This window comes from Gillisia mitskevichiae, from assembly GCF_003634585.1.
Taxonomy (GTDB): domain Bacteria; phylum Bacteroidota; class Bacteroidia; order Flavobacteriales; family Flavobacteriaceae; genus Gillisia; species Gillisia mitskevichiae.
Map to the genome: position 1 here is coordinate 944,634 of NZ_RBLG01000002.1, position 24,528 is coordinate 969,161.

At 35.1% G+C, this 24,528-nt stretch carries 18 protein-coding genes and 1 tRNA gene; 6 read left to right on the forward strand and 13 right to left on the reverse strand.

Features of this window, described 5'->3' with window-relative positions; genetic code table 11:
• Positions 1–9 precede the first annotated feature (9 nt).
• The 9 genes from BC962_RS10060 to BC962_RS10105 all read right to left on the reverse strand — a co-directional run bounded on the left by BC962_RS10060 (position 10) and on the right by BC962_RS10105 (position 9,832).
• Positions 10–2,925: a type I restriction endonuclease subunit R gene (locus tag BC962_RS10060; protein ID WP_121345871.1), complete on the reverse strand. Its 2,916-nt coding sequence runs from the start codon at positions 2,923–2,925 to the stop codon at positions 10–12.
• 2 nt (positions 2,926–2,927) lie between these two features.
• On the reverse strand, positions 2,928–4,019 hold the full coding sequence (locus BC962_RS10065) for a DUF4268 domain-containing protein (RefSeq protein WP_147405649.1): 1,092 nt from the start codon (positions 4,017–4,019) through the stop codon (positions 2,928–2,930).
• 94 nt (positions 4,020–4,113) lie between these two features.
• Positions 4,114–4,653, reverse strand: a complete 540-nt coding sequence (locus tag BC962_RS10070) for a hypothetical protein (RefSeq protein WP_121345873.1) — start codon at positions 4,651–4,653, stop codon at positions 4,114–4,116.
• A gap of 4 nt (positions 4,654–4,657) precedes the next feature.
• Entirely contained in the window at positions 4,658–5,932 is a 1,275-nt protein-coding gene (locus BC962_RS10075) for a restriction endonuclease subunit S (RefSeq protein WP_121345874.1), read from the reverse strand.
• A 142-nt stretch (positions 5,933–6,074) separates the two neighbouring features.
• Entirely contained in the window at positions 6,075–7,634 is a 1,560-nt protein-coding gene (locus BC962_RS10080) for a type I restriction-modification system subunit M (RefSeq protein WP_121345875.1), read from the reverse strand.
• 11 nt (positions 7,635–7,645) lie between these two features.
• On the reverse strand, positions 7,646–8,302 hold the full coding sequence (locus BC962_RS10085; protein ID WP_121345876.1) for a hypothetical protein: 657 nt from the start codon (positions 8,300–8,302) through the stop codon (positions 7,646–7,648).
• 209 nt (positions 8,303–8,511) lie between these two features.
• A complete protein-coding gene (locus BC962_RS10090) occupies positions 8,512–8,937 on the reverse strand; it encodes a hypothetical protein (protein WP_121345877.1) in 426 nt (141 codons plus the stop codon).
• Positions 8,937–9,182 carry a hypothetical protein gene (locus BC962_RS10095; RefSeq protein WP_183075488.1) on the reverse strand — a complete coding sequence of 82 codons (246 nt, stop codon included), beginning with the start codon at positions 9,180–9,182 and terminating at the stop codon, positions 8,937–8,939. Before BC962_RS10095 ends, BC962_RS10090 begins: the two co-directional genes overlap by 1 nt.
• Before the next feature lie 565 nt (positions 9,183–9,747).
• Positions 9,748–9,832, reverse strand: a tRNA-Ser gene (locus tag BC962_RS10105).
• 262 nt (positions 9,833–10,094) lie between these two features.
• Here BC962_RS10105 and BC962_RS10110 point away from each other — a divergent pair.
• Positions 10,095–11,117: a M28 family metallopeptidase gene (locus BC962_RS10110; RefSeq protein WP_121346060.1), complete on the forward strand. Its 1,023-nt coding sequence runs from the start codon at positions 10,095–10,097 to the stop codon at positions 11,115–11,117.
• Between the two features lie 443 nt (positions 11,118–11,560).
• A complete protein-coding gene (locus BC962_RS16595; protein ID WP_317127954.1) occupies positions 11,561–11,713 on the forward strand; it encodes a GIY-YIG nuclease family protein in 153 nt (50 codons plus the stop codon).
• Positions 11,714–12,280: 567 nt separating this feature from the next.
• Here the strand turns inward: BC962_RS16595 and BC962_RS10120 are convergent.
• Together BC962_RS10120 and bshC are read right to left on the reverse strand one after the other, a co-directional pair.
• A complete protein-coding gene (locus BC962_RS10120) occupies positions 12,281–13,657 on the reverse strand; it encodes a pyridoxal phosphate-dependent decarboxylase family protein (RefSeq protein ID WP_121346061.1) in 1,377 nt (458 codons plus the stop codon).
• Between the two features lies 1 nt (position 13,658).
• On the reverse strand, positions 13,659–15,275 hold the full coding sequence (bshC, locus tag BC962_RS10125) for a bacillithiol biosynthesis cysteine-adding enzyme BshC (protein WP_121345880.1): 1,617 nt from the start codon (positions 15,273–15,275) through the stop codon (positions 13,659–13,661).
• A 126-nt stretch (positions 15,276–15,401) separates the two neighbouring features.
• Between bshC and BC962_RS10130 the strand changes: the two genes are divergently transcribed.
• The 4 genes from BC962_RS10130 (at position 15,402) to BC962_RS10145 (ending at position 22,842) form a co-directional block, all read left to right on the forward strand.
• Entirely contained in the window at positions 15,402–16,193 is a 792-nt protein-coding gene (locus tag BC962_RS10130) for a dienelactone hydrolase family protein (RefSeq protein ID WP_121345881.1), read from the forward strand.
• Positions 16,194–16,302: 109 nt separating this feature from the next.
• Positions 16,303–18,804 (forward strand): M14 family zinc carboxypeptidase, encoded by a 2,502-nt coding sequence (locus BC962_RS10135; RefSeq protein ID WP_121345882.1) that lies wholly within the window; start codon positions 16,303–16,305, stop codon positions 18,802–18,804.
• 200 nt (positions 18,805–19,004) lie between these two features.
• Positions 19,005–21,821, forward strand: coding sequence for a M16 family metallopeptidase (locus BC962_RS10140; RefSeq protein ID WP_121345883.1), 2,817 nt, complete (start codon positions 19,005–19,007; stop codon positions 21,819–21,821).
• A complete protein-coding gene (locus BC962_RS10145; protein WP_121345884.1) occupies positions 21,811–22,842 on the forward strand; it encodes a hypothetical protein in 1,032 nt (343 codons plus the stop codon). The genes BC962_RS10140 and BC962_RS10145 overlap by 11 nt, the downstream gene beginning before the upstream one ends.
• Before the next feature lie 185 nt (positions 22,843–23,027).
• Here BC962_RS10145 and phoU read toward each other — a convergent pair whose 3' ends face one another.
• Together phoU and pstB are read right to left on the reverse strand one after the other, a co-directional pair.
• On the reverse strand, positions 23,028–23,711 hold the full coding sequence (gene phoU, locus BC962_RS10150; protein ID WP_121345885.1) for a phosphate signaling complex protein PhoU: 684 nt from the start codon (positions 23,709–23,711) through the stop codon (positions 23,028–23,030).
• A gap of 11 nt (positions 23,712–23,722) precedes the next feature.
• On the reverse strand, positions 23,723–24,523 hold the full coding sequence (gene pstB / locus BC962_RS10155) for a phosphate ABC transporter ATP-binding protein PstB (protein WP_121345886.1): 801 nt from the start codon (positions 24,521–24,523) through the stop codon (positions 23,723–23,725).
• Between the last annotated feature and the right edge of the window lie 5 nt (positions 24,524–24,528).

Consider the following 24,528-nt stretch of genomic DNA (forward strand, 5'->3'; position numbering starts at 1 on the left):
ATTCATTTATTACGTTCCAAACCCTTTCACAAACACCTCAACAAAATCTTTCATTTTATCTAGAATGCGTTCGCCTATATCTCGAGCCTTTAAAATACTCGGCCTGTTGTCCAAACATTTAAAAACCTCATCACGAATTGGTTCCTGACCACTATAAATGTAGGCATCAATTAGCGCTTTAAACTGGGCTTTATCCAAATGCTCTTCTTCACAAAGCTTACCTAATGCTAATACTTTTTGGTCTTGCCAGTATTGTTCAAACTCTTCTTCTATTGCATCTTCATCTAAAATATGAGGGAGGTTTTCTTCAATAAATTTTTCGATAAGCTCTCTTTTGCTTCGTAACTTAATATCCCCGCCTAATAAATCTATGATGGCTTTTTTCTGAGCCTTAGCTTCTGTAGTATTAGCACCTTTAAGTTTTGCTAGTAATTTTAAAATGTAAGCAACATTAATTCTATCTCTATGTATCAATTCTAATTCAAAATCAATATCATCGAGAATAGATGTTTTTTCTTTCGCAGTATCCCGCTTTACCTTTTCATACAAATCGAGGTACTTGCCTTTATAATCTTCAAATTCTTGCTCATCGATTGGCAAATCATCCCAATTAAAATCGGTGTAAGATTGCAATACATTCATGTTTCGCAGCAACTTTCTAAAGGCTTGCACAAAAGCAGCCTCATCTTCTTCACTTTCTAGTTCGTTAACGCTTTGATAGGTTGGTGCTATGTCGCGTAAGTTTTTAAGTGCTTCAACAAATTTCTCTGCTATTGCTTCATAATCTGGCATAGTTACCACTTCAATCGCATCTTTGTTCGAAAACAGTGTAATGGCGTCGTCAGTAGCTTTTTTAAGGTTACGGAAACATAATATGTTACCCTGCGACTTCTGTTCGCCTAAAATTCTATTGGTTCGTGAGAAGGCCTGTATTAAACCGTGTTGCTTTAAATTTTTATCTACATACAAGGTGTTTACCTTTTTCGCATCAAAACCAGTAAGCATCATGTTCACTACAATAACAATATCCAACCGATCTTTGTTTTCATTAAAGCTTGCTTTTTCACGTTCTTTTAAACGCTTGCTAATGTCTTTAAAGTAATTCTCGAATTGTTGTTGATCTTTTGTTGTAAAACTGGTGTTATACATTTTATTGTAATCTCCAATATACCCTTCTAACTTGTCTCTTGTATGGCTTAACTGATAAGTTGATGTTGGTTCTGCCGCTATTGACATTTCATCGTCTGGAAGAAAGTCTTGGGCAAAGGCATTATCTTCATTAGCACCATAGGTAAATATGGTAGCAATGCGTAAATCGTGTTTTCCGGCTTCTTTCTTTTGCTGAAAGATATCGTAATATTTAATAGCATTGTCTATACTGCTAACAGCAAATAAAGCAGAGTAGTCTTTATTAAATGTTTTTTGGGAGTGAAGTGTGATGATGTAATCTGCAATTTTGGAAAGCCGTTTTGGGTCATCAAAAACTTCTTTTTTATTAATATCCTCAACTTCGATATCGAAAAAGGTATTGCTCTTATTTTTATATTTACCCACATATTCAATTCCAAAACGAAGTACATTCTCGTCGCGAATGGCATCAGTAATCACATATTTGTGCAAACAGTTTCCAAATAAATCTTTCGTGGTGCGTTTCCCTAAGTCATTTTTTGAAGCATTGTCTGCAAAAATGGGCGTGCCAGTAAAACCAAAGAGCTGACTCTTTACAAAGAACTCGGTAATTCTGCCATGGGTTTCACCAAACTGAGAACGATGGCACTCATCAAAGATGAATACAAAACGTTCGTTTTTTAAGGGCTCTAATTGGTTGCGGTAATGCCCAGATATGGCATTGTTTAATTTCTGAATGGTGGTAATGATCAGGTCTGAATCCTTGCGGACTCCTTTTTTGTCTTTAAACTTCCCTAGAAATTGATTGACCAAACTACTGGTGTTGACGCTTGAGTCTACACTGCCCTCCTTGAAAGCATTGAACTCCTTCATGGTTTGGTAATCTAAATCTTTACGGTCTACCACAAAAACTACTTTGTAAACCTCTGGAACTTCCATTAAAATCTGGCTTGCCTTAAAGGAGGTTAAGGTTTTACCAGAACCCGTAGTATGCCAGATATACCCATTATCAGTATGTGATTTTACTTGCTTTAAGATGGCTTCGGTAGCAAAGTATTGATACGGCCGCAGCACCATCATATTCTTGTGCGTTTCGTTTATAACGATATAATTCGCGATCATTTTACCCAAATGGTTTGGGTGTAGAAATTCAGAAGCAAAATGGGTGAGCTCGGTAAGGTTTTTATTTTTGTCGTCTGCCCAAAAGAAGGTTTGCTTAACGGATTGCAGTTTGTTATTGGCTAAATACTTGGTATTACCACCATTGCTAATTACAAACAATTGTACATATTGAAACAGCCCATGATTGCTCCAAAACGAATGCAGTTGATAGCGGTTTATTTGATTAAAAGCCTCCTTAATCTCAATCCCTCTGCGCTTGAGTTCAATTTGAACCAATGGCAAGCCATTGACCAATAAGGTAACATCATACCTATTTTTAAACGACCCTTCTTGTGTGACTTGGTTCGTAACTTGAAACAAGTTATTGTTCCAATTTTCGGAATCGAAAAACCGAACGTAGACTATTTCTCCTGGTGAGCCTGTTGAACCATCGCGAGTAAAGCTAAAGCGATCTCTAAGTGTTTTGGCTTTTTCAAATACATTGCCTTTAGCCAAATGATTAAGAATAGCATCAAACTCTTTATCTGAATACTTGTTTTCATTAAATATCTCAAGCTGAGCTTTTAAATTAGCCACAAAATCTTCCCCATTTAAAATGCTAATATTTTCATAGCCCAAGTCTACTAATTGCTTAATCAGATCATTTTCGAGTTGAGCTTCCGACTGTTTAGCCATACTTATTTACTTCTAATTAAATCCATAAATATCCTTCTAAATTTAATGGTCATTTCAGACATCCATTCAATGGCCTCATCCCAATTATCTCTATCCTCTAGCAAAAACTTTTTATTTAATACAATTATTTTATCCTTATTCTCTGGGTTTGGATCCCACAACAATTCTTCACCAACAAAGCTTTCTATCTTTTCTTTATTTTCTAAAAAATAAGGCAACCATTCAGCAACGTTTTTATTCCCAATGTAAATTCTTACACCTAATTCGCTCTTACTAACATTAAATAAATTTGAAATATGAACACCAGATTTACCCAAAGCTACATCGAACCAGTATTGCGGACGTGGTGTTTGTAATTTTTGAATATCATCATGCTCCAATAAGTGGTCTCTAAATTTCTTCCAGAATTCTAACTGAGTCTTCCTGGTTTCAGACAAGCCTTTGCCTTTTTCCAAATCCTCTCGTTTCTTTTCTTGGGCATCGATCATAAACTCTTCCGTTTCCGGAAGCGGAATAATCTGTTCTATTTGTAAAAAGATATCCTCATGTTGTGTAAAAGGTGTGGCTCTAAAACATTGCACTTGAATATTATGTGAGAGTAACCATAATACAGTAGAAGTTACTTCCTTGCGAAAATGGTTGGCTACAAATATTATTCTTTGGTCACCAGGGTTTAAATATAGCTCTTCTTCCGTATGCTCCAAAAATGCATTAATTAAATCCTCTGCTTGCTCCTCTTGATTACATTTATTTAAATAGTCTTGAAACAAATTAATGATTTGCTTAGTAGTTAATGTAGAACAATAAGATGCATACTTTAAGGCTTGCCAAGTAACATCTCTTCCAGAATCATCTAACTTGTTTTCTATAATCACTACATTACCTTCTTTGTCTAGAGCCAATAAATCTAAGCGCTCGTTGGTATCGTTAAATCCACTAAATTCTTTTTGAATAATTAAAAATTCCTCACCTAAGACTTCTGGGTTTTTGGCTATCCACTCTTGTAAATGATCGCGCTCTCTAAAGCCTAAGTCTTTAAACAAACGTTCGTCTAGTTTTTCTATATCGTTAGTTAATTTATTAATTCTGTACATAATATTTTTTTTAAACAAACATTTGCTGCAGCAGCCCTTTTTTAAAGGTCTGGGTTAATTAATTTATTAGCAGGTTAAAGACTTAATTGTAACTTTATATAAGATTATTTAAATCTGCTATTAAAAATTCTGCATTATAATCTTCGGGTTCCACTTCATATAATGAAAACCATTCTTCTTTTAGGATATTAATTAATTGCGCAAGAATAAAATTGGTGTCGGCTTTAATATTATCAGAAATACTTATGCTTATTAATTCACAAATCGTATCCATATTAATCTTTTCATTTTTCTTACTTATGAAATGACCCAACTTATTCTCTTCATAAGTATAATCGTCTAAATCAATATTTAAATAATACTTAGATAAGACATTTAAATAATTGAAATCAAAGTCTCTTAAATGATGATATAAATTGTCTGAATCAACGTCTATATCAGAAATATCTAAATCAAATAGTTTAGCAGATACATTTATCAAAGCCTGATTCCAAAGCGGACTTTTTAATGTTCTCACTTTACTCTGAACAAAATGAAAGTGCGGAGATTCTGAAACTAGTCCGTCTGTTAATCCATTTGGTTGAATCAAAATAATATCATCTAGTTCTTTTATAACATCGTAAATCTCTTTCATAGTTTTAAATAAACATTTGCTGCAACAGCCCTTTTTTAAAGGTTTGGGTTTGGGTTATTTGATTATTTGTCTTTGATATTTTACCATCAATTTCTTTCAAGAAATCACCTATTCTATTTTGTTCTTTTTTGGAAACAGGCAATTTCATTTTCTTAGATAAGAAGGTAGTGTTTGTAATATTGATAGTATTCTTTGCTCCTTTCTGAATAATAGATGCTAGATAATTTTTAACGTTAATTGGAGATTCAAAAAACACATTAAATATATATCCTAGCCCCTCTGTTTCAGGAGTGAAAATTCCATATAAAGGAGATACAATTACATTTTCATCAACCTTACTTTGTTTTATTATTCCAAGTGGAAAACTACCAGTAGGGCTTTTTGTATAAACAATATCTCCAGGTTGAACAAGATTATAATTATCTGTGTTTTTTGCTGCAAATACTCTACCTAAATGCTCTACTTGATTCACTAAACCTTTATGCACGGATACTGAAAAAACCTCTTCATTTCCTGTACTATTTAATTTATGTTCAAATAATACTTCACTCATTTTTCTAGGTTTCCAATCTGGGTAGGGATTTCCGTTCTCGTCTTTGAAGCGGAGCTGGCCAGAGAAAAGTTGTTGCATTACGCCTTTTTTGTATCGCTCCAACAAGGCCTTCTTTTTGGTGAGCTGCTGTATTTTTTCATCTACCGCACTTAAAAAGGATGCTATTTTTTGTTGTTCGGGAAGGTTTGGTGATACAATTTTTACATTTCTTAAATCGGCCAAAGAAATTTCCTGAAAAGTACTTCCTTTAGAGACACAAAGTATTCTCTTAATTACCGGAAGGGTATGTAGTGATTGGTATATAAAGTAATTTGCGAAATTTTTACTTACAGAAATTCTTGCTGTACCCTGAGTAAGATTGGCAACTTTTATTGAATCCGGAAGTATTTGAGATATACCAATGTTCCCCCTTAAAGAAAAAATTATATCTCCTGGAGTTACTTCTGAACGGATATATTTCTTAGCAATTTCATCAGATGTTCTTTCAAGTGTATCCAATTTAATTGGACCATTTATATCCTTGCTTTTAATGTATGGCATTCCACCATCAATGTGTACTCCTGCCTGTACTATACCGTATGAAATCTTTTTGTTTACTATTTCTTCCAACTTAAAGAAATTCCACTTTCCTTCATACCCTTTGAATCTTAATGCGGGAACCCTTCGGCCAAACTCAGGACGGGCTTGTTGTTTTTCTATTTCAATATGTGTTAAAGCGGTATTCATAAATTGCACGAAGGATTAAGGCATTTGTCTAAGCTCTCCCGAAGTGAATTCGGGAAGTGAGTAGTGATAGCCTGACCTGTTTCGACTGGGCTCAGCACAGGTTGCAGGGCGTGCCCTATTAATAAATATTTTAATATCTCCATTAAAAAGGTGTGTCTATTCCTAATTGCTTACAGTAATCGGCTATGGTGGCATCGGTCGTGGCCATGTCTGTATCTATGGCTTTAAGGGCGTTAGAAACGCTTGCCAAGTCTACGGGTTCTTCTTCTTCGAAGGTGTCTACATAACGTGGTATGTTTAGGTTATAGTCGTTATCTATTATTTCTTGCAATTGGGCTACATGGCTGTATTTATCTTCGGCTGTACGGTTTTTGTAGGTATCAATTAATTTCTTGATGTCCTCCTCACGCAAGTAGTTTTGAGTTTTAACTTTCTCGAAATGCTGGCTGGCATCTATGAACAGGATGTTGTCTTTATGAAATCGCTCCTTTTTTAGCACCAAAATACAGGTAGGAATACTAGTGCCATAAAAGATATTGGCAGGCAGACCTATTACGGCATCCAGGTAGTTGCAGTCTTTTATAAGGTACTTGCGAATGTGCCCTTCGGCTCCTCCTCTAAATAAAACGCCATGCGGTAGTACTACAGCCATGGTTCCGTTATCGGCTAACTGATGCACCATGTGTTGCAGGAAGGCAAAATCGGCCTTAGAGCTTGGTGCTAGTTTTCCGTAGTTAGAAAAACGGTCGTCACTCATAAACAAGGGGCTTGCGCTCCACTTGGCAGAAAATGGTGGATTAGCTACAATGGCTTCAAATCGTTGGTCTACGTGCTGTGGTCGCTCTAAGGTGTCTTCATTTTTAATGTCGAAACGTTTGTAATGCACATCGTGCATAATCATGTTCATTCGGCACAAGTTGTAGGTGGTTGGGTTCATTTCTTGCCCGTAAAACGCACTTACTTCTTTTACTTGTTTGGCTACGCGCAATAACAAAGAACCAGATCCACAAGTAGGATCGTACACCGATTTTAGTCTGTCTTTACCCACGGTTACCAATTGTGCGAGCACATTAGATACTTGCTGTGGGGTATAAAACTCTCCTGCCTTTTTCCCTGCACCACTGGCAAATTTCCCAATCAAATATTCGTAAGCGTCACCCAATACATCGCTATCAGTATTTTCTAAATCGAAATCGATCTCATCTAAATGTGAGAGTACCTTTACTATCAATTCATTTTTATCGTTTTCAGACTTTCCGAGTTTATGGCTCGTTAAATCTAAATCGGCAAAGAGGTTTCCAAAATCGTCTTCACTTTCTGTACCCATTGTACTTTGCTCTATATGCGTGAGCACTTTGGCTAAATCTCCCAAAATAAATTTGTGTTTCCCGCCAGAGTTTCCTCTTTTGGCGAGTTCACTAAACAATTCTGATGGCAATAGGAAGTAGCCAAGTTTGTCTAGTGCGGCATTTATTATGGCTTCCATGAATGCTGCTTCTTGTGCATGACCTTCTACTTGCTGAAATGTGATTCCATCTGGTTTTAGTATGCGGTTGGCATACAAATCCATTTTGGTACTCAAATATTTGTAAAAAATGAAGCCTAATATATAATCTCTAAAATCATCGGCATCCATCTTGCCTCTGAGAGTGTTGGCGATGTTCCAGAGTTGTTGTTCTAGTTTTGCTTTTTGTTCGGTCATTAAACTGTTTCTTAATTAAGAGCTGATTTTACTTCCTTTATATCTTGCATAAAGTTTCTTCTAAGAAAATAAAAATCATAATTCATTTTAGGATTAAATTCATCCTCTACTTCAATTTCTAAAGAAATAAAATCTTCACAATTAGACTCATTAAAAGTTCCTAAAAGATTGGGGATATTCTCTTTCCAACATTTTTCATTGGAAATGTATCGATTTAAATTAGGGGCTAATTCAAATTTTTCATCAAACCATTTTTCATCAAATTTCTTTTTTTCTTCCTTACTCCAATGAGCGACAATTAATATAAATAATTCACTATTTCTAAGTTCAAAATCATTTTGAATGATATGTTTATATTTGTGAAATCTTAAAAAATCATTTGAATACTGGAATTTCAATTCTACCGTGTACCTCTCCTCATTAGATTCCTGATTTATAAAAGTAAGATCCACTCTTTTCCTGGGAAAATTAATATGCTTCAATTCTGCAAAAGCACGATAATTAAATTCTCCTGTAAAATACTCCGCATTAATCATTTCTAAAAGACAATTTCTAATTTGAATTTCCTGCTTTAAGTTTGGGTAATTTCTAGTGATATTTTTTAGCCTTGATTCAAATTCGTTAGAATTAAGCTTCTCAATAATTTTATTATAAATTATCTCTTTCATAAGTAGGTGTATTCTTTAAAAAATAAGAAATCATAAACATTTCTTATTTAGGAGTATAGGTTTTAAGGTGATTTTTAAAATTTGTTTCTAATCAAGTAGGGGCAAATAGAAGGGTATTCAGTAAATCTAAATGTTTTCTTAAAGGTTTGAAAGTTTAAAGTGCAAAATAATAAAATCTTCTTACAGGTATTTGCGGTTTTCCATAATCCTTAAGCAACCGGGTAATCAAAAAGCCCCTTCAAAAACAATAAAAATAAATTTCTAGCGGGAATGTCTCTTTTTACAGCACCGGCAATAATATCGGGCATCTTTAGATTATAATAATTTTTAGGCATAGTTACCTTTACATCCTGCTCTATTAGGACAACAATAGTATTAAGATGTTTAATCTCTTTTACGGCCTTGTTTATTTCTAAAAGCACAGCCCTATTTTTTTCGACCAGCACGAAAACCAAGTATTCTGAATTGGAATAGGTCACACATTTATCTTGATGGTTTTCAACAATAAAAGAACTTTGATCAAATTCTTCCAGAACACAGGCTAAAACAGATTCTTTAACGATAAATCCTGAGAGCCTGGCAAAAGCACCTGTTTTATTAAGACCTCTAAAAAAGGCTATATCCTTTAACCCCATTAACCTCGCGATTTTTTAAACTCCCATTTCACTTCTCCCAGATCTATGGTATTGATCATTTTCATTTCTAGGGTAGCAGGAAAGACGTCAGGACTGCCCACATGCAAGCATATTTCATAACCCCCAAAGGTTTCTTCTGCAAGATTGGTACGGTTGCCGTAACTCCGTTCTTCTATAATGTGTTGGTATTGCTCTTCGGTGAGGCTGATCTCCAATTTTCTCATCTTTCTGGTTTTGATAATCAAAGATCAAAATTGAATTGGACAAGATGTGTCGCTTAAAAGAATAGAAGTGATTTTTTTGTCAATAAAACGCTGCATTAATATGTAACTATCCACAAAAGCATCCTGTTTTATGGCCGCAGATTTTCCTTTTTGTTTATACAAATTAATCCGGAACACCCTAATCCTTAGAAAATACGGATCACGAATCTTAGATATATATAAAAAAGGCATGGAATAATAACAATTTACTTAATACAGAAATTATAAGTTAAGGTGTTCTTGAGGGAGGATGAATATCGTATTAGAATGATATCATGAAAGGCAACTACAAATATTAAAAATTACAAACAACACCTAATTCGACACCCAAAAAAACGAAACCCCGTAAACCGTACGTTTACGGGGCTTTTTGCGGAGAATGAGGGATTAACTGCGTTGATCCCAGAAGGGGAATAAACACTTAACTTTAATGCTTCATGGCGCTGTACGCCTTAGATCATTTTTGCTTTATTACAGGTTATCGAGCAAGCTCAAACCTGCATAAAACAAAAATGCTCCACCCAAAGGGTGAAGCATTTAACTTAAGCGGAGAATGAGGGATTCGAACCCCCGGAGGTGTAACCCTCAACAGTTTTCAAGACTGCCGCATTCGACCACTCTGCCAATTCTCCAGCGTGTCTCATCAAGTATTCCTTGATTGCGGGTGCAAATATAATGAGCTTTTTTTAAAATAAGGAAATTTTTTACTCCTTTTTTCTACATTTTTTTATCTAACAGGAAACGATTAAGGAATCATCCTTATAATCAGTAGTATAAGGTACCTACACTAACTTTATTTCTATACTTCAAATATTAGCATATATTTATAATTAGGATCTGCAAATTATTTACAATTCCCTTATCTTGCAGTTCATATTAAATCAACAAACCTTTATGAAAACTGTTTTTTTAGGCGCAATCGCCCTTACCTTACTAAGTTGTGGAGCGCAGCAGCCTACAATGATCGAAGATGTAAATCCTATGGAATATGCAAATAGCATCACCTCGAACGATTTAAAAGAACATCTTTATATTTTTGCTGGCGACGATTTTGAAGGTCGTGAAACTGGAGAACCAGGGCAAAAGAAAGCTGCAGAATACCTTAAGAAAGAATACAAATCTTTAGAAATAATATCACCAATTGGGGGAGACGATTATTATCAAGAAGTTCCTTCTTCTATGTTTAGAGGAGATGTAAAAGATTCTGAAAATGTTTTGGCCTATATTCCTGGAAGTGAAAAACCAAATGAAATTCTGGTGATCTCTTCTCATTATGACCATGTGGGTATGGACGATGAAGGAAATATTTTTAACGGAGCCGATGATGACGGATCTGGAACTGTTGCTATCTTGGAGATCGCCGAAGCTTTTGCTAAAGCTAGAAAAGACGGTTTCACTCCAAAGCGTTCTATTTTATTCCTGAACGTAACTGGAGAAGAAAAAGGACTAATTGGTTCTAAATATTATACAGATAATCCGGTTTTCGCTCTTTCTCAAACTGTTGCTAATCTAAATATAGATATGATTGGTAGAACAGATGAAGCTCATAAAAAGAACGATAACTATGTATACCTTATTGGAAGCGATAAACTAAGTACAGAACTTCACGAATTAAGTGAGGCAGTAAATGCTAAGTACACTAAATTAGACTTAGATTATACTTATAATGATGAAAACGATCCAAACCGTTTTTATTACAGAAGTGATCATTACAACTTCGCGAAAAACGATATTCCAATTATATTCTATTTTAATGGTGTTCATGCCGATTACCATAAAATGACCGATACTCCAGATAAAATTAGATATGATCTTTTGGAAAAACGTGCTCGTTTAGTATTCTTAACAGCATGGGAAATTGCCAATAGAGCAGAACGTCCTGCAGTAGACAAAGGAGCAAAAACTGCTTCTAAATAATTCTTACTGAAATCAAATAAAAAAGCCTGAAAGATATCTTTCAGGCTTTTTTTTGTTTCCTATTATTTAAGTAATGTCAAATTTGTAATGTCATCCTGAGCCTGTCGAAGGGTGATTATGAACTCCTACCTGGCTTCGACAAGCTCAGCCTGACATATAATTTTCCACGTCTCCCGAAACTTCTTGAAGGGTTGCTAAAAGATAATGTGATTAAAACCCAGACTTCGACAAGCTCTCCTGAGCTTGTAGAAGGGCTGACAATCCGATTTCAATGTTACTCTCGCTATGTCACTCTGAGCATGTCGAAGAGTGCTTTGAAGTCGTAAAGAGAATTCGACAGGCTCTCCTGAGCTGACTAAGGGCGGAAAGACGTTTTTCAATTTCATTTCCTGGATGTCACCCTGAGCATGTCGAAGGGTATATTAAATTGTTTAAATTTCAATATGAAATTTTATGCCGTCTATATTTTAGAATGTAGTGACAACTCTTTTTATATTGGGATAACTTCCAATTTAGACAGAAGAATAACGGAACATAATACAGGAAAAAACACCTCTGCATATACTTTTAAAAAAAGACCTATACACCTTAAATAGTTTCAAAACTTTACCAATCCAACCGAAGCTATTCAATTTGAAAAACAACTTAAAGGTTGGAGTAGAGCTAAAAAAATTGCCTTGATAAATTCAGACTGGGAAAAATTAATTCAACATTCTAAAAATCATACTGAATTTGGGAAACCAGATGGGACTTCGACAGGCTCAGTCTGACAGCTCGTTTTATTGTCAACCAGAGACTTGGACAGGGTCAGTCTGACAACTAGTATGCGATGTCACTCTGAGCCTGTCGAAGAGTGCTTTGAAATCCTAAATGTCACTTTATAGTGGTAAAGAGAATTCGACAGGCTCTGCTGAGCTTGTCGAAGGGCTGATAAAATTCTATTATTCACTTTATAGTGGTAAAGAGACTTCGACAGGCTCTCCTGAGCTTGTCGAAGGGCTGACACAACGGTTTCAACGTTACTTTCACAATGTCACTCTGAGCCTGTCGAAGAGTGCTTTGAAATCCTAAATGTCACTTTGTAGTGATAAAGAGACTTCGACAGGCTCAGTCTGACAGCTCGTTTTATTGTCAACCTGAGAGCTCAGCCTGACAAAGGGTGATCACTTCATCGTATCTAAAATCAAATCTATATCTTCTTCCGTAGTATCAGGATTAATGAAACAAAATCTGGAAATAGTTTCTTCCTTTCCATTAGTATTCCATTTCGTTGGAGTTACCAAGGCAATTCCTTCTCTATGGTTCTTATATGTCCAATCTCGATATTGATCTGGAGTCCAGCCCTTTCTTCTATAAAGAACTACAGAAAGGCTTGACGGTCTTACCAATTCTAGATAATCTCTCTCCTCTATCTTCTTAGCCGCAATTTTAGCAAGCTCGATTCCTCGCTCTATAGAATCTCTGTATTTTTCTGTTCCATGCATCGCCAAAGAAAACCATAATGGCATTCCGCGTAATCTTCTGGTAAGCTGAATTTGGTAATCTGCCGGATTAAATCCGTGAGCTCCTTCATCCTTAAAGATTTCCAAATAAGAGCCTTTTTGGGAATGAGCATTCTTAGCTAATTCCATATCCTTATAAATTACCGCCCCACAATCGTAAGGTGAGAATAGCCATTTATGTGGATCTATAGTAATACTGTCTGCTTTTTCAATACCATTAAATAAATGTCTTACAGAGGGTGCTGCAAGTGCTCCGCCACCGTAAGCACAATCTACATGAAACCAAAGCTTTTCTTTCCCACAAATAGCTGCAATGCTATCCAGTTCATCTATAATTCCCGCATTGGTTGTTCCGCCGGTAGCAACAACTGCAAATAGTCTTTCCCTATCTTCTTTATTTAAATTTGCAATAGTGGAACTAAGTTCAGAGCCAGTAAGATTTTCTCCTTGACATACGATCATTTCTAGATCTGCATCCATCACCTTTGCCATTGCCTGTATAGAACTATGCGCGCCATTAGAGGTCAATAAAAGCCCTTTTACCGCCTTATGAGATTCATCTCTGCTTCGCCATTCTTCTCTCGCTGCAACTAGTGCCGATAAATTTGCTGCAGTACCACCGCTAGTAAAGACACCAAAAGAATCTTTTGGTAATCCTGTTAAGGAAACCAACCATTTCATAGCCTGGTTTTCACAAAAGATCCCACCAGCTCCTTCCATCCAATAAGCACCATGAATACTGGATGCCGAAGTCACAAGATCAAACATTATTGCTGCTCTAGTAGGCGCTGCAGGAACAAAAGCCAAATGCCTTGGGTGATCTATAGGAACTGTGGCTTTTACCAGTACATCCTTAAATAATTTGAATGCGGTTTCCCCTCCAATTCCTTTCGGAGTAATGGTCTCTCCAACCATCTCAAACAATTCTTCTTCTTTTTTAGGTGCTCCAAGTTCTGGAGTTATATTAGAAATACGGTCTATGGTATATTTCATGACATCTAATGTCATCTCTACCAATTCCATATCTATCGTGTGCATTTTATTTTTCTCCAAAAGTCAGGATTTTAAATTTTAATTCTAAAGGGTCTAAATTCTCAATTAACTGTGGGATCAAAGATTTTCCGAATTCTACATACATTTCAGAAAAATTAGTTTGGCGCTCTTGTAAACTTTTATTCGGAAAAAGTTCATTTTGAAGGCTTGCTATCCTGGCAACCTCATCTTTTAATTTTCGTTTTTGAGCCAGAAGCAACCTATTTTCTAAATTCTCCAAGCCTTTCAATTGTTTCACTTCTTGGGCTTTTACCGCACCTAAAAATGTGGGATCTGTTTTTTCTGCCAATTCATATAATTCCTGAAACTGCTTTACCAGATGCTCTTTTTGAGATGAAAAATCTATATCGATATTGGATATTTTTCTAACTTTTCTATTTATGAGTTCATGCTGCTTCAGAAATAATTCTGATTGAGAAATGTCTAATTTCCGACGCTTTTCATTCTGTTTGTTTGTTTCTATCAAGGCAGAATTCCGCAGTAATAAGATAGGAAATGGTACTTTTAACTCTTCAAACATTTCTTTCAATTCAAACCAATATGCCAATTCTCCACCACCACCAATGTAACAAAGATTAGGTAAGATCACTTCTTGATATAAAGGTCTAAGCACCACATTAGGACTAAAACGCTCTGGGAAATCTTGAATTTCCTTTTGCATTTTATCTTTGCTCCATGAGATCTCTGTTTCATTTACATAAAAAGCGCCCTCTTTCTCTATAATTCGCTCCCGTAAGCCCTCATTCAAATAAAATAAGTTAATCTCCCTAGGATTTACTTGAACACCATAATCCAGCTGCTCCAGTTTTTCTGCTGTAGAAATAGTTGTTGTATGGGAAACGTTTTCAAATAACTCCTTTTCTATATAAGGGATAAATTTGGACTTTAATTCTTTATTATGAGCATCTAAAATTACGAGTCCGTATTCCTTAAAAAGTTGATGCGCCAAATATCTAGTAGCATCGGTTAAATTGGAATGTTCCAGATAAGCCGATTTAAATAGTTGCTTCAAGTCTTCAGCATTCTTCCCTCCTCCTATTTCTGCTGAAAAAAGATTAAAAACCTCCTCCAGACCTTCCGTATGTAATTCTCCAACCGCATTCTCCCCTGCTCCTTTTTGTAGACTATTCCATTTGAATTTTTTACCATTCAAATTAAAATAATTGATCTCCTCGAAATCATGATCTTCTGTAGCCATCCAATAGATTGGCACAAAATCATTTTCAGGATATCGCTTTTTTAATGCTGAAGCTAAATTTATGGTAGAAACTATTTTGTATAAAAAGTAAAGAGGGCCGGTAAAAAGATTTAACTGATGCCCAGTAGTTACAGTAAATGTGTTTTCCTTTAACAACGCATTTATATTAGCTGAAACCTCCTCTCCTAGTTCTAATTGTGCATATTGCTTTTTCATAATTCTTACGAGTAATTCCCGCTTATCGGCTGTGAAAAACTCTTTCTTCTCCTTAATTTGAGCTTCAAAATTTTCTATACTGGGAAATCTATGATAGAAGGGTTTTAAATCCTCTTTTTGATCCAGATAATCTGAAATAAGGCCAGAATAATAGTTAGTTTCACGATAGGAAAGGCAATCTGTAGGCATTGGAAAAATCTTATTTTTTGTAAATATAAGGCCTTTTAAAAACTCTGAGAAAATCTAAGTATTTAAGTAAATAAATTACTTCAAAATTTATAGTAACTTACATAGCATCAATTTAAAAATCATATCATGCGTAAAATAGCCTTTCTTTTTTTCAGCATTATCGCAATTACTTTTATTAGCTGTAATTCTTCTAATGATGATTCACCAGACCCAACAAACTCGAGAACCTATGAAGATTTAGAGTTAGATTTTAGTGCTATTAATTTTACCACTGGAAATAATGATATTTCGTTAGAAAGCTTAGTTAACAGCACCTATAACTTTAGAGTTATTCTTCCAGATATAGACATGACCAATAATAAGAGACCTTTAATAATTACCCTACACGGGGCAGCAGGCGGAGATCCAAATGCTCACAAAACCACTGCCTGTTACGCAGAACCAGGATTTGAAGCTTTAGATGCAATAATTATTAGTCCAAATGGTGGAACTTTGCAATGGCCAGAGCTTTATAATCAGCAAATGGTGCTAACTCTTATTAATCTTGCCTCTCAATTTTTGCCAGTAGACACTTCCAAAATTGTAGTGAATGGTTATAGTAATGGTGGAAATGGAGCTTGGTTTTTTGCAGAAACTCAACCTAGTCTATTTTCGGCTGGAATTCCAATGGCTAGTTCTTACAATACTTTTAATACCAATGGGGTACCAAGAAAAATAAATGTACCCTTATATGTAATTCATGGAGAAAACGACGAGCTTTTCCCTCTGGAACAAACTCAGGAATGGGTAACGGCAACAAAAGATGCAGGATCAGATGTAACATTAGAGGTTGCTCCAGGACTTACTCATAATTTTCCATGTGATTATGTTCCTTATTTAAAAAATGCAGCAGCTTGGTTGCAAAACGATGTTTGGTAAAATATTTAATTAAAACGATCGTCAATTAAATCACCAAGGATCTAAGGCTATAAATTATTAACCAAGAATAGTATATTTACTGTTGCTAAAATATCTACAATTCTTATAAATGAAAAAATCGATTTTCCTTCTTATTATCTGTGGTTTCCTTACAGTTTCAAGCTTCTCTCAAAATCTACAATCTCCAGAACAATTTTTAGGTTATGAAATTGGAACTCAATTTACACGCCACGCAGAGGTTGTGAACTATTTTAAACAGGTTGCCGAAAACTCTAATTTAGTTGAATATACTACTTACGGCAAAACCAATGAGAATAGACCCCTTACCTATGCTATAATTTCTTCAGAAGAAAACTTGAAAAATATTGAGGAAATAAGAAAGAATCATCTTAATAATACAGGAGTAAGTACCAACAATTCTGGAAACAAGGCAGATAAAGCCATAGTTTGGTTAAGCTACAATGTTCACGGGAATGAGGCCTCTAGTACTGAAGCTGCTATGCAAACCGTTTATGAGTTAGTGACCAATAAAAAGGAATGGCTTGAAAATACAGTCGTTATTTTAGACCCTTGTATAAACCCTGATGGGAGAGATAGATATGCGAACTGGTATAATCAAGTAAAAGCAACTCCTTATAATGCGTCTCCTTTGGCAGCTGAACACAATGAACCTTGGCCTGGAGGAAGACCAAATCATTATCTTTTCGATCTAAATAGAGATTGGGCTTGGGCTACGCAAGTAGAAACCAAAAACCGACTTAAAATTTATAATTCATGGATGCCACATATCCATGTAGATTTTCATGAACAAGGTATTAACGACCCTTACTATTTTGCTCCAGCTGCAGAGCCTTTTCATGAAATAATCACTCCTTTTCAACGCGATTTTCAGACGGAAATAGGAAAAAATCATGCTAAGTATTTTGATGAAAATGGCTGGTTATATTTTACCAAGGAACGTTTTGATCTTTTATACCCAAGCTATGGAGATACCTACCCAACCTATATGGGAGCTATAGGAATGACTTATGAGCAAGCAGGAAATGGAGAAGCAGGTCTTGGAATTCAAACTTCTGAAGGTTATGAATTAACCCTAGTAGATCGTGTTGCACATCATTTAACAACAGGATTATCTACTGTAGAGATCGCCTCAAAAAATGTTGAAAAATTAAATTCTGAATTCAATAAATTTTATCAAAACGATCAATTATCCTATAAAAGTTATGCGTTGAATGGCAGTCCAGATAAAATTGCAGCTTTAAAATCACTTTTAGATCTTCATGAAATAAAGTATGGATCCACAAATTCTGGAAAAATTAAAGGTTTTAATTATTCTCAGAATAAGCAGGCAGATTTTAATACCAATGAAACTACATTGGTTATTAATACCGATCAGCCAAAAGGAAAAATGGTAAAAGTTCTTTTTGAACCTAACACCAAATTAACCGACTCTTTAACTTATGATATTACTGCTTGGAGTTTACCATATGCGTATGGATTTGAAGCAGTAGCTAGTAATAAACTTTTAAACCTTAACAATACGAGATCAATAACCGCTGTTAATAATACCACTTCTAATGCAAGCGCTTATATTTCTAAGTGGGACAGCATGGAAGATGCTCGATTTTTAGCTGCTTTATTAAAAGAAGGAATTAAGGTTAGGTACAGCACTTTGGAGTTTGTAAATGGAGATCAAAAATTTAAGCCGGGAAGTCTTATTATTACTAAAAGTGATAATAAAACCTTCAATGATTTCAGCAATAAAATAATTGAGATCGCGAATGAGCACGGGAGACAACTTACAGCGGCCAACTCTGGTTTTTCTAAAAGCGGACCAGATTTTGGGTCTTCAGAAATAAAGATCATTAATCAACCCAGAATAGGTGTGCTTCGAGGAGAAGGAGTTTCCTCTTTAAGTTTTGGTGAGATATGGCACTTCTTTGAAAAAGATCTTCACTACCCGATCACTCCTATTGATACCGATTATTTTAAGAATATAGATTTTTCTCTAATAGATGTTTTAGTGATCCCTTCTGGGCGATATAATAGCATTTTGAATAAGGAGGCATTAAAAAATATTAAAACTTGGGTTCAAGAAGGCGGAAAAGTAATAGCCATGGGCAATGCAGTTGGTAGTTTTGCAGGAGAAGAGGGCTTTAATCTAAAAGAGAATAAACCTGAAGTTAAAAAAGACACTAGTGCCACCGCCAATCTAATTCCTTATGCTACCCGGGAACGAGAAGGAATAAAAAAGCTTATTACAGGTAGTATTGTAAAAACTACTCTAGACAATACGCACCCAATGGCATTTGGATATGGCGACACTTATTTCAGCTTAAAATTAAGTAGCGACAGTTATAGCTATTTATCTAAAGGTTATAATATTGCATATTTAAAGGATTCCCCAGAAATTATTTCTGGTTTTGCAGGAAACGAGGCTACAAAAAACATGAAAAACTCCATGATCTTTGGAGAAGAAACAATGGGAAGTGGAAGTGTGATCTATATGGTGGATAATCCATTATTTAGAGCTTTTTGGGAAAACGGAAAGTTGTTTTTTGTAAATGCAGTGTTCTTTGTAAATAATGAAAATTACAGATTGAAGATTTAAATGATTGTGCTTGCAGTATCATAATATGATAAAACCACGTCATTCTGAACTTGTTTCAGAATCTCATCCAATTATGAATGAATACAATAAATCTAGACCTTGAAACAATGCCGATAGCTATTGGAACAGGGCACTAGGATGGTTAGATGTCTAGTTCAACGAAAAACGGATATATATAATAAAACTTAGAAATTTAAAACATGAAGAATACTATTTCAGCCTTATTAATACTTTTCTTGGCGCTTCCTTTTTCCGTAATAGCTCAGGAGAAAGCTACCGGGATAAATGTAGACTTTGAAACCTTTACTTTACAAAATGGTTTAAGGGTGATTCTACACGAAGACAAGTCGGATCCTGTAGTGGCGGTAGCTCTTACCAGTCATGTTGGTTCTGCAAGGGAAATTGAAGGAAGAACGGGCTTTGCGCATCTTTTTGAACACCTATTATTTTTGGAATCTGAAAATCTAGGAAAAGGAGGTTTAGATAAAATGAGTGCGCGCATTGGTGGCTCTGGAGCAAATGGATCTACAAGCAGAGATAGAACTAACTATTTCCAAACAGTGCCTAGCGATGCTCTTGAAAAAATGATCTGGGCAGAGGCAGATAAATTAGGTTACTTTATTAATACTGTGACAGAACCAGTATTAGCTAAGGAAAAGCAAGTGGTGAAAAATGAAAAAAGACAAGGTGTAGACAATAATCCTTACGGCCATACTTTTGCCGTAATAGATCAAAATCTCTATCCTAAGGATCATCCTTACAACTGGCAAGTGATTGGTTCTTTAGAAGACCTTCAAAATGCCACATTACAGGATGTTAAAGATTTTTATAATAAGTGGTATGTGCCAAATAATGTAACCTTGACCATTGCTGGTAATTTTGATAAAGAACAAGCAAAAGAATGGGTCCATAAATATTTTGATGAGATCCCAGCGGGAGCAGATATCGCAAGACAAGATAAAAGACCGGCTAATTTAAAAGAAACTAAAAGTCTTTATTACGAAGATAATTTCGCAAACCTTCCTGAACTAACACTTACCTGGCCTTCTCAATATTCCTATCATGAAGATTCCTATGCTTTAGAGATCTTAGCTAAGTATCTTGCAGATGGTAAAAATGCACCGCTCTATAAAAAATTAGTGGTAGAAAAAGAGCTAACAGATAGAGTAAATATGTTCGATTATACTTCTGAATTAGCTGGGCAATTAATGCTTCAGGTAAGAGCTTATGATGGTAAAGATCTAGACGATGTTCAGAAAGCCATAAATGAAACCTTTAAAGAGTTTGAGAAAAAGGGAATTTCAGAAAAAGATCTTAAAAGAATAAAAGCTGGACAGGAAACCGATTTTTATAATAGCATTTCTAGCGTTTTAGGGAAAGGTTTTCAATTAGCACAATATCAGATCTTCGCAAACGACCCAAACGAGATCAATAAGAATGTAGAGAAAATTTTAAATGTTTCTGCGGAAGATGTTATGCGAGTGTATAATACATACATTAAGGGAAAACCATATGTTGCTACTAGTTTTGTGCCGAAAGTACAGAAAGAACTGGCTTTAGAAAATGCAGTATTGGCAACAGTTGTTGAAGAAAAAATAGTTGAAGGAGCCGAAGAAGAATTTGATCCTAATACCAATGTTTCCTATGAAAAAACCCCAAGTAGTTTCGACAGAAGCAGCGAACCACCGTATTGGGGAAATCCAGAAATTATAGTTCCCGAAATATGGAAATTCAATTTACCTTCTGGCTTAAGTGTTTCTGGAATTACATCTAATGAAGTGCCAATAATTCAATTCAGCTTAGAGATGGAAGGTGGATTATTATTGGAAAAACCTAATAAAACCGGAGTATCTAATTTATTGGCCACCTTATTAACCAAAGGAACAGCAAAGAAGACTCCGCAAGAGCTGGAAGAAGCAATAGAGTTATTAGGTTCTAGTATTTATGTGAATGCTGAAGATGAAAAAATAGTGCTTTCTGGAAGTAGCTTGACACGTAATTTTGAGGAAACCATGAAGCTTGTAGAAGAAATTCTATTAAAACCAAGATGGGATGAAGCTGAATTTAAATTAGCAAAACAGCAAGTTCTTAGTCGGTTACAGCAACAACAAGCGAATCCTAACAGTATTGCTGAAATTGAATTTAGAAAACTGATCTATTCTAAAGATCATATTCTATCCAAAAATATTTTAGGAACTCCTCAATCTGTAGAAGCTATTACTTTAGATGATCTTAAAACCTATTACAAAAACAATCTTTCTCCAATGAGAGCTAAATTCTTGGCTGTGGGAGATCTGGACCAAAAAATGGCTAATGAATCCTTAAAAGCGATTTCAGCAAATTGGAAACCTGTATCTGTTAAAATTCCAAGCTTCCCTACCCCTATTACTCCAGAAAATTCTCAGGTTTATTTTTATGATGTACCCGGAGCAAAGCAGTCGGTTATTAAAATTGGAGCTCCAGCTTTAAAAGCTACAGATGAAGATTTCTACAAAGCAGAAGTTATGAATTATAGACTTGGCGGTGGAAGTTTTGCGTCTCAGCTTACTCAAGAACTCAGAGAAGGAAAAGGCTATACTTACGGGATAAGATCTAGGTTTAATGGAGGGGATTTAGTAGGACCATTCGAGATCTCTACTGGGGTTCGTTCTAATATCACTTTTGAAGCAATTGCTTTAATTAAGGATATTTTAATTAACTATTCGGAAAGCTTGGAACCAGAAGATCTCGATGTGACCCAAAGTTTTATGATAAAAAGCAATGCGAGAAAATTTGAAACTTTAGGAGCCAAATTAAATATGCTAAGTGATATTGCAAATTATAATTATAAGGATGATTTTATCAAGCAACAAGAAGTTATTGTGAATGGGATGAGCTTGGAAGATTTAAAATCCTTAGCTGGAGAATATGTGAACCCTTTTAAAATGTATTATCTTATCGTTGGCGATGCTGAAACACAATTAGAAAAATTAGAACAATTAGAATTCGGAAAGCCAATTCTTCTGAATGAAAAATAATATAAATTCATTTTTGAATGCAACTGTCGGGGTTTTGAAACTTCCTTCAGTTGCATTTTTTTTGTTCCAAAATGTTAGAGAGCAAAAAAAGTTTCTAAATAAACATGTACTTCCAGAGCTTCAATCTTTCAAAGCCAATAATGATGGCAGCCTTAAAAAAGAGGATTTTAATAAATTCTCCAAGTATTATGCTTTAGGAGTACCAGCCATTTTGGGTTATGCATTTGGTGTTTTAAGAGGCTCTCCTTTGAATTTTGCAGAACGAACCACTATCACATACTTAGGTGGAATTTCAGGCTTACTCGATGATCTCTTTGATGAACAGGACAAAGAAGTGATGCATCTGAAAGATTTTATAATTGCTCCAGAAAAATTACTGCCAATAAACAGCTACGAAGCACTATTAAAGCATTGTTATTTAAGAGGCCTGCGATCTTCAGAAAATCCGGAAGCCCTTAAGCAACAAGCTAAGGAAGTTTTTAATACACAAGCAGAAAGTGAACTTCAGCTTAATAAAAAGCTTTCAGAAAAAAAGATCAAAGAACTCACTTTTCTCAAAGGAGGACATTCCTTTTTGTTCTATAGATTATGTTTGGATCATAAATTAGAAAAAGAGGAGAAAGAGATGATTTACCAATTGGGCGGTTTGATGCAACTGGGAAATGATATTTTTGATGTTTATGAAGATGTACAGCAAAATATAGAAACACTTGCAATCAAAAGTGAATCAATTCATCTATTACGCAATTCCTTTACTTCAGAATTAAATATTACAGTAGCGCTCATAGAAAAATGCAATTCTCCCAAAAAACAGCTTCAGGAATTTACAAGGATCGTTCTTTTTGGACTTTCTCGTGTTTATGTATGTCTCGATCAGTTTGAAAAATTACAAACTTCAGAAACTTCACTTTTTCAGCCAGAAGAATATTCCAGAAACCAGTTGATATGCGATATGCAATTGCTTAAAAATAAAAATGCAGCCATTAAATATTACTTAAGGCTGCATTCTCAATATTTGTGATTTTTTACTGAATTCAGAAATAGTTATATAAGATTCTGATTTAATTATCAACCATTTAAAATAGACCGATTTGTCCGTTCGAGCGAAGTCGAGAACATTTAATTAAAATTAGGTTTCGACTCCGCTCAATCTGACAGCCTAGTATAATTTTATTTTAGATAATAAAACTACTCACCTCTAAACTCTTATTTACTTGGTTTAGACGGGCCTTTCTTCTTTCTGTGCTTTAATACTTCGGCTTCAAGGTAAAATATAATCTCTTCCCCAATATTGGTGATTAGATCTCCTACTCTTTCAATTTTCTTTATTACTGAAAACAGCAATAAATACTGATCTATCAATTTCGGATCTTTTTGAACTTCTTCAGAAATAACTCCAAAAGAGTTTAGATTGATCTTATTAAGGATTTTGTCCTTTTTAAACACCTTTCTAGCTTTTTTTGCATTCCCAGATTGATAAGCATCTCTAATATCGTCTAGCATAGATAATGCTGCCGTATACATTTCCTCAAAATCCAATTTATCTAGTATTGCCTGATCTACGGGAGTATCTACCTCTACTATATAACTGGAAATTCCATAAGCATGGTCTCCAATACGCTCTAAATCGAAATTGATCTTTCTTAATGCAAGTACAAATCTTAAATCACCAGCTACCGGATTATGTAAGGCGATAAAACGCTCACATTCCCTGTCTAACTTAAGGTCCATTCCATTTACTCGGTTTTCTGTATGCAAAACTTCTTCTGCAAGATCACTATCATGAGTAAGAAATGCCTCTTTAGATTTTATAAATTGTTTTCTAACCAGCTGAAACATTTCCATTCCAGATTGATTCAAAATTTCCCTATGGTCTTCTAAATTCATCATAATTTATAAGTTTATCCGAAACGACCTGTAATGTAGTTTTCGGTTTGTTCTTTTTCTGGATTAGTGAAGATCTTATTGGTCTTATCGTATTCTATTAGTTCCCCCAGATAGAAAAATGCCGTATTATCACTAATCCTACTTGCTTGTTGCATGTTATGCGTAACAATTACAATGGTATACTTATCTTTTAATTTATAGATAAGTTCTTCAATCTTAGCTGTAGAAATAGGGTCTAAAGCGGATGTTGGCTCATCCATTAGTATAATAGATGGTTCTACTGCCAAGGTTCTAGCTATACATAAACGTTGTTGTTGCCCACCAGAAAGCGCTAATGCCGATTTATTAAGATCGTCCTTTACCTCATTCCAAAGTGCAACTTGTTTCAAGGAGCTTTCCACACGTTCTTCCAAAAATGCTTTATCCTTAAGTCCTTGGATCTTTAATCCGTAGGCAACATTTTCGAAAATAGATTTAGGAAATGGATTTGGTTTTTGAAATACCATCCCCACTTGCTTTCTAAGCAATTCCACGTTTATATCCTTATCATTAATATTGCTACCATCTATATTGATCTCTCCTTCCATCTTAAAACCATCTACATAATCGTTCATTCTATTGAACAATCTTAAAAATGTAGATTTCCCACAACCTGAAGGTCCAATAAAAGCAGTAACCTTATTGGGTTTAATATCCATGCTAATACCCTTAATAGCCATGAAATCCCCGTACCACACTTTTACATCATTCGCTTGTAACTTATACTTACGTTTGATGCTACTTTCTATCACGCTTTCCTTTTTATCTTTACTCATAGTAT

Coding starts and splice junctions, on each gene's coding strand:
- BC962_RS10060 (WP_121345871.1), bottom strand. CDS start 2,925: ATGGCTAAACAGTCGGAAGCTCAACTCGAAAATGATCTGATTAAGCAA.
- BC962_RS10065 (WP_147405649.1), bottom strand. CDS start 4,019: ATGTACAGAATTAATAAATTAACTAACGATATAGAAAAACTAGACGAA.
- BC962_RS10070 (WP_121345873.1), bottom strand. CDS start 4,653: ATGAAAGAGATTTACGATGTTATAAAAGAACTAGATGATATTATTTTG.
- BC962_RS10075 (WP_121345874.1), bottom strand. CDS start 5,932: ATGAATACCGCTTTAACACATATTGAAATAGAAAAACAACAAGCCCGT.
- BC962_RS10080 (WP_121345875.1), bottom strand. CDS start 7,634: ATGACCGAACAAAAAGCAAAACTAGAACAACAACTCTGGAACATCGCC.
- BC962_RS10085 (WP_121345876.1), bottom strand. CDS start 8,302: ATGAAAGAGATAATTTATAATAAAATTATTGAGAAGCTTAATTCTAAC.
- BC962_RS10090 (WP_121345877.1), bottom strand. CDS start 8,937: ATGGGGTTAAAGGATATAGCCTTTTTTAGAGGTCTTAATAAAACAGGT.
- BC962_RS10110 (WP_121346060.1), top strand. CDS start 10,095: ATGAAAACTGTTTTTTTAGGCGCAATCGCCCTTACCTTACTAAGTTGT.
- BC962_RS16595 (WP_317127954.1), top strand. CDS start 11,561: ATGAAATTTTATGCCGTCTATATTTTAGAATGTAGTGACAACTCTTTT.
- BC962_RS10120 (WP_121346061.1), bottom strand. CDS start 13,657: ATGCACACGATAGATATGGAATTGGTAGAGATGACATTAGATGTCATG.
- bshC (WP_121345880.1), bottom strand. CDS start 15,275: ATGCCTACAGATTGCCTTTCCTATCGTGAAACTAACTATTATTCTGGC.
- BC962_RS10130 (WP_121345881.1), top strand. CDS start 15,402: ATGCGTAAAATAGCCTTTCTTTTTTTCAGCATTATCGCAATTACTTTT.
- BC962_RS10135 (WP_121345882.1), top strand. CDS start 16,303: ATGAAAAAATCGATTTTCCTTCTTATTATCTGTGGTTTCCTTACAGTT.
- BC962_RS10140 (WP_121345883.1), top strand. CDS start 19,005: ATGAAGAATACTATTTCAGCCTTATTAATACTTTTCTTGGCGCTTCCT.
- BC962_RS10145 (WP_121345884.1), top strand. CDS start 21,811: ATGAAAAATAATATAAATTCATTTTTGAATGCAACTGTCGGGGTTTTG.
- phoU (WP_121345885.1), bottom strand. CDS start 23,711: ATGATGAATTTAGAAGACCATAGGGAAATTTTGAATCAATCTGGAATG.
- pstB (WP_121345886.1), bottom strand. CDS start 24,523: ATGAGTAAAGATAAAAAGGAAAGCGTGATAGAAAGTAGCATCAAACGT.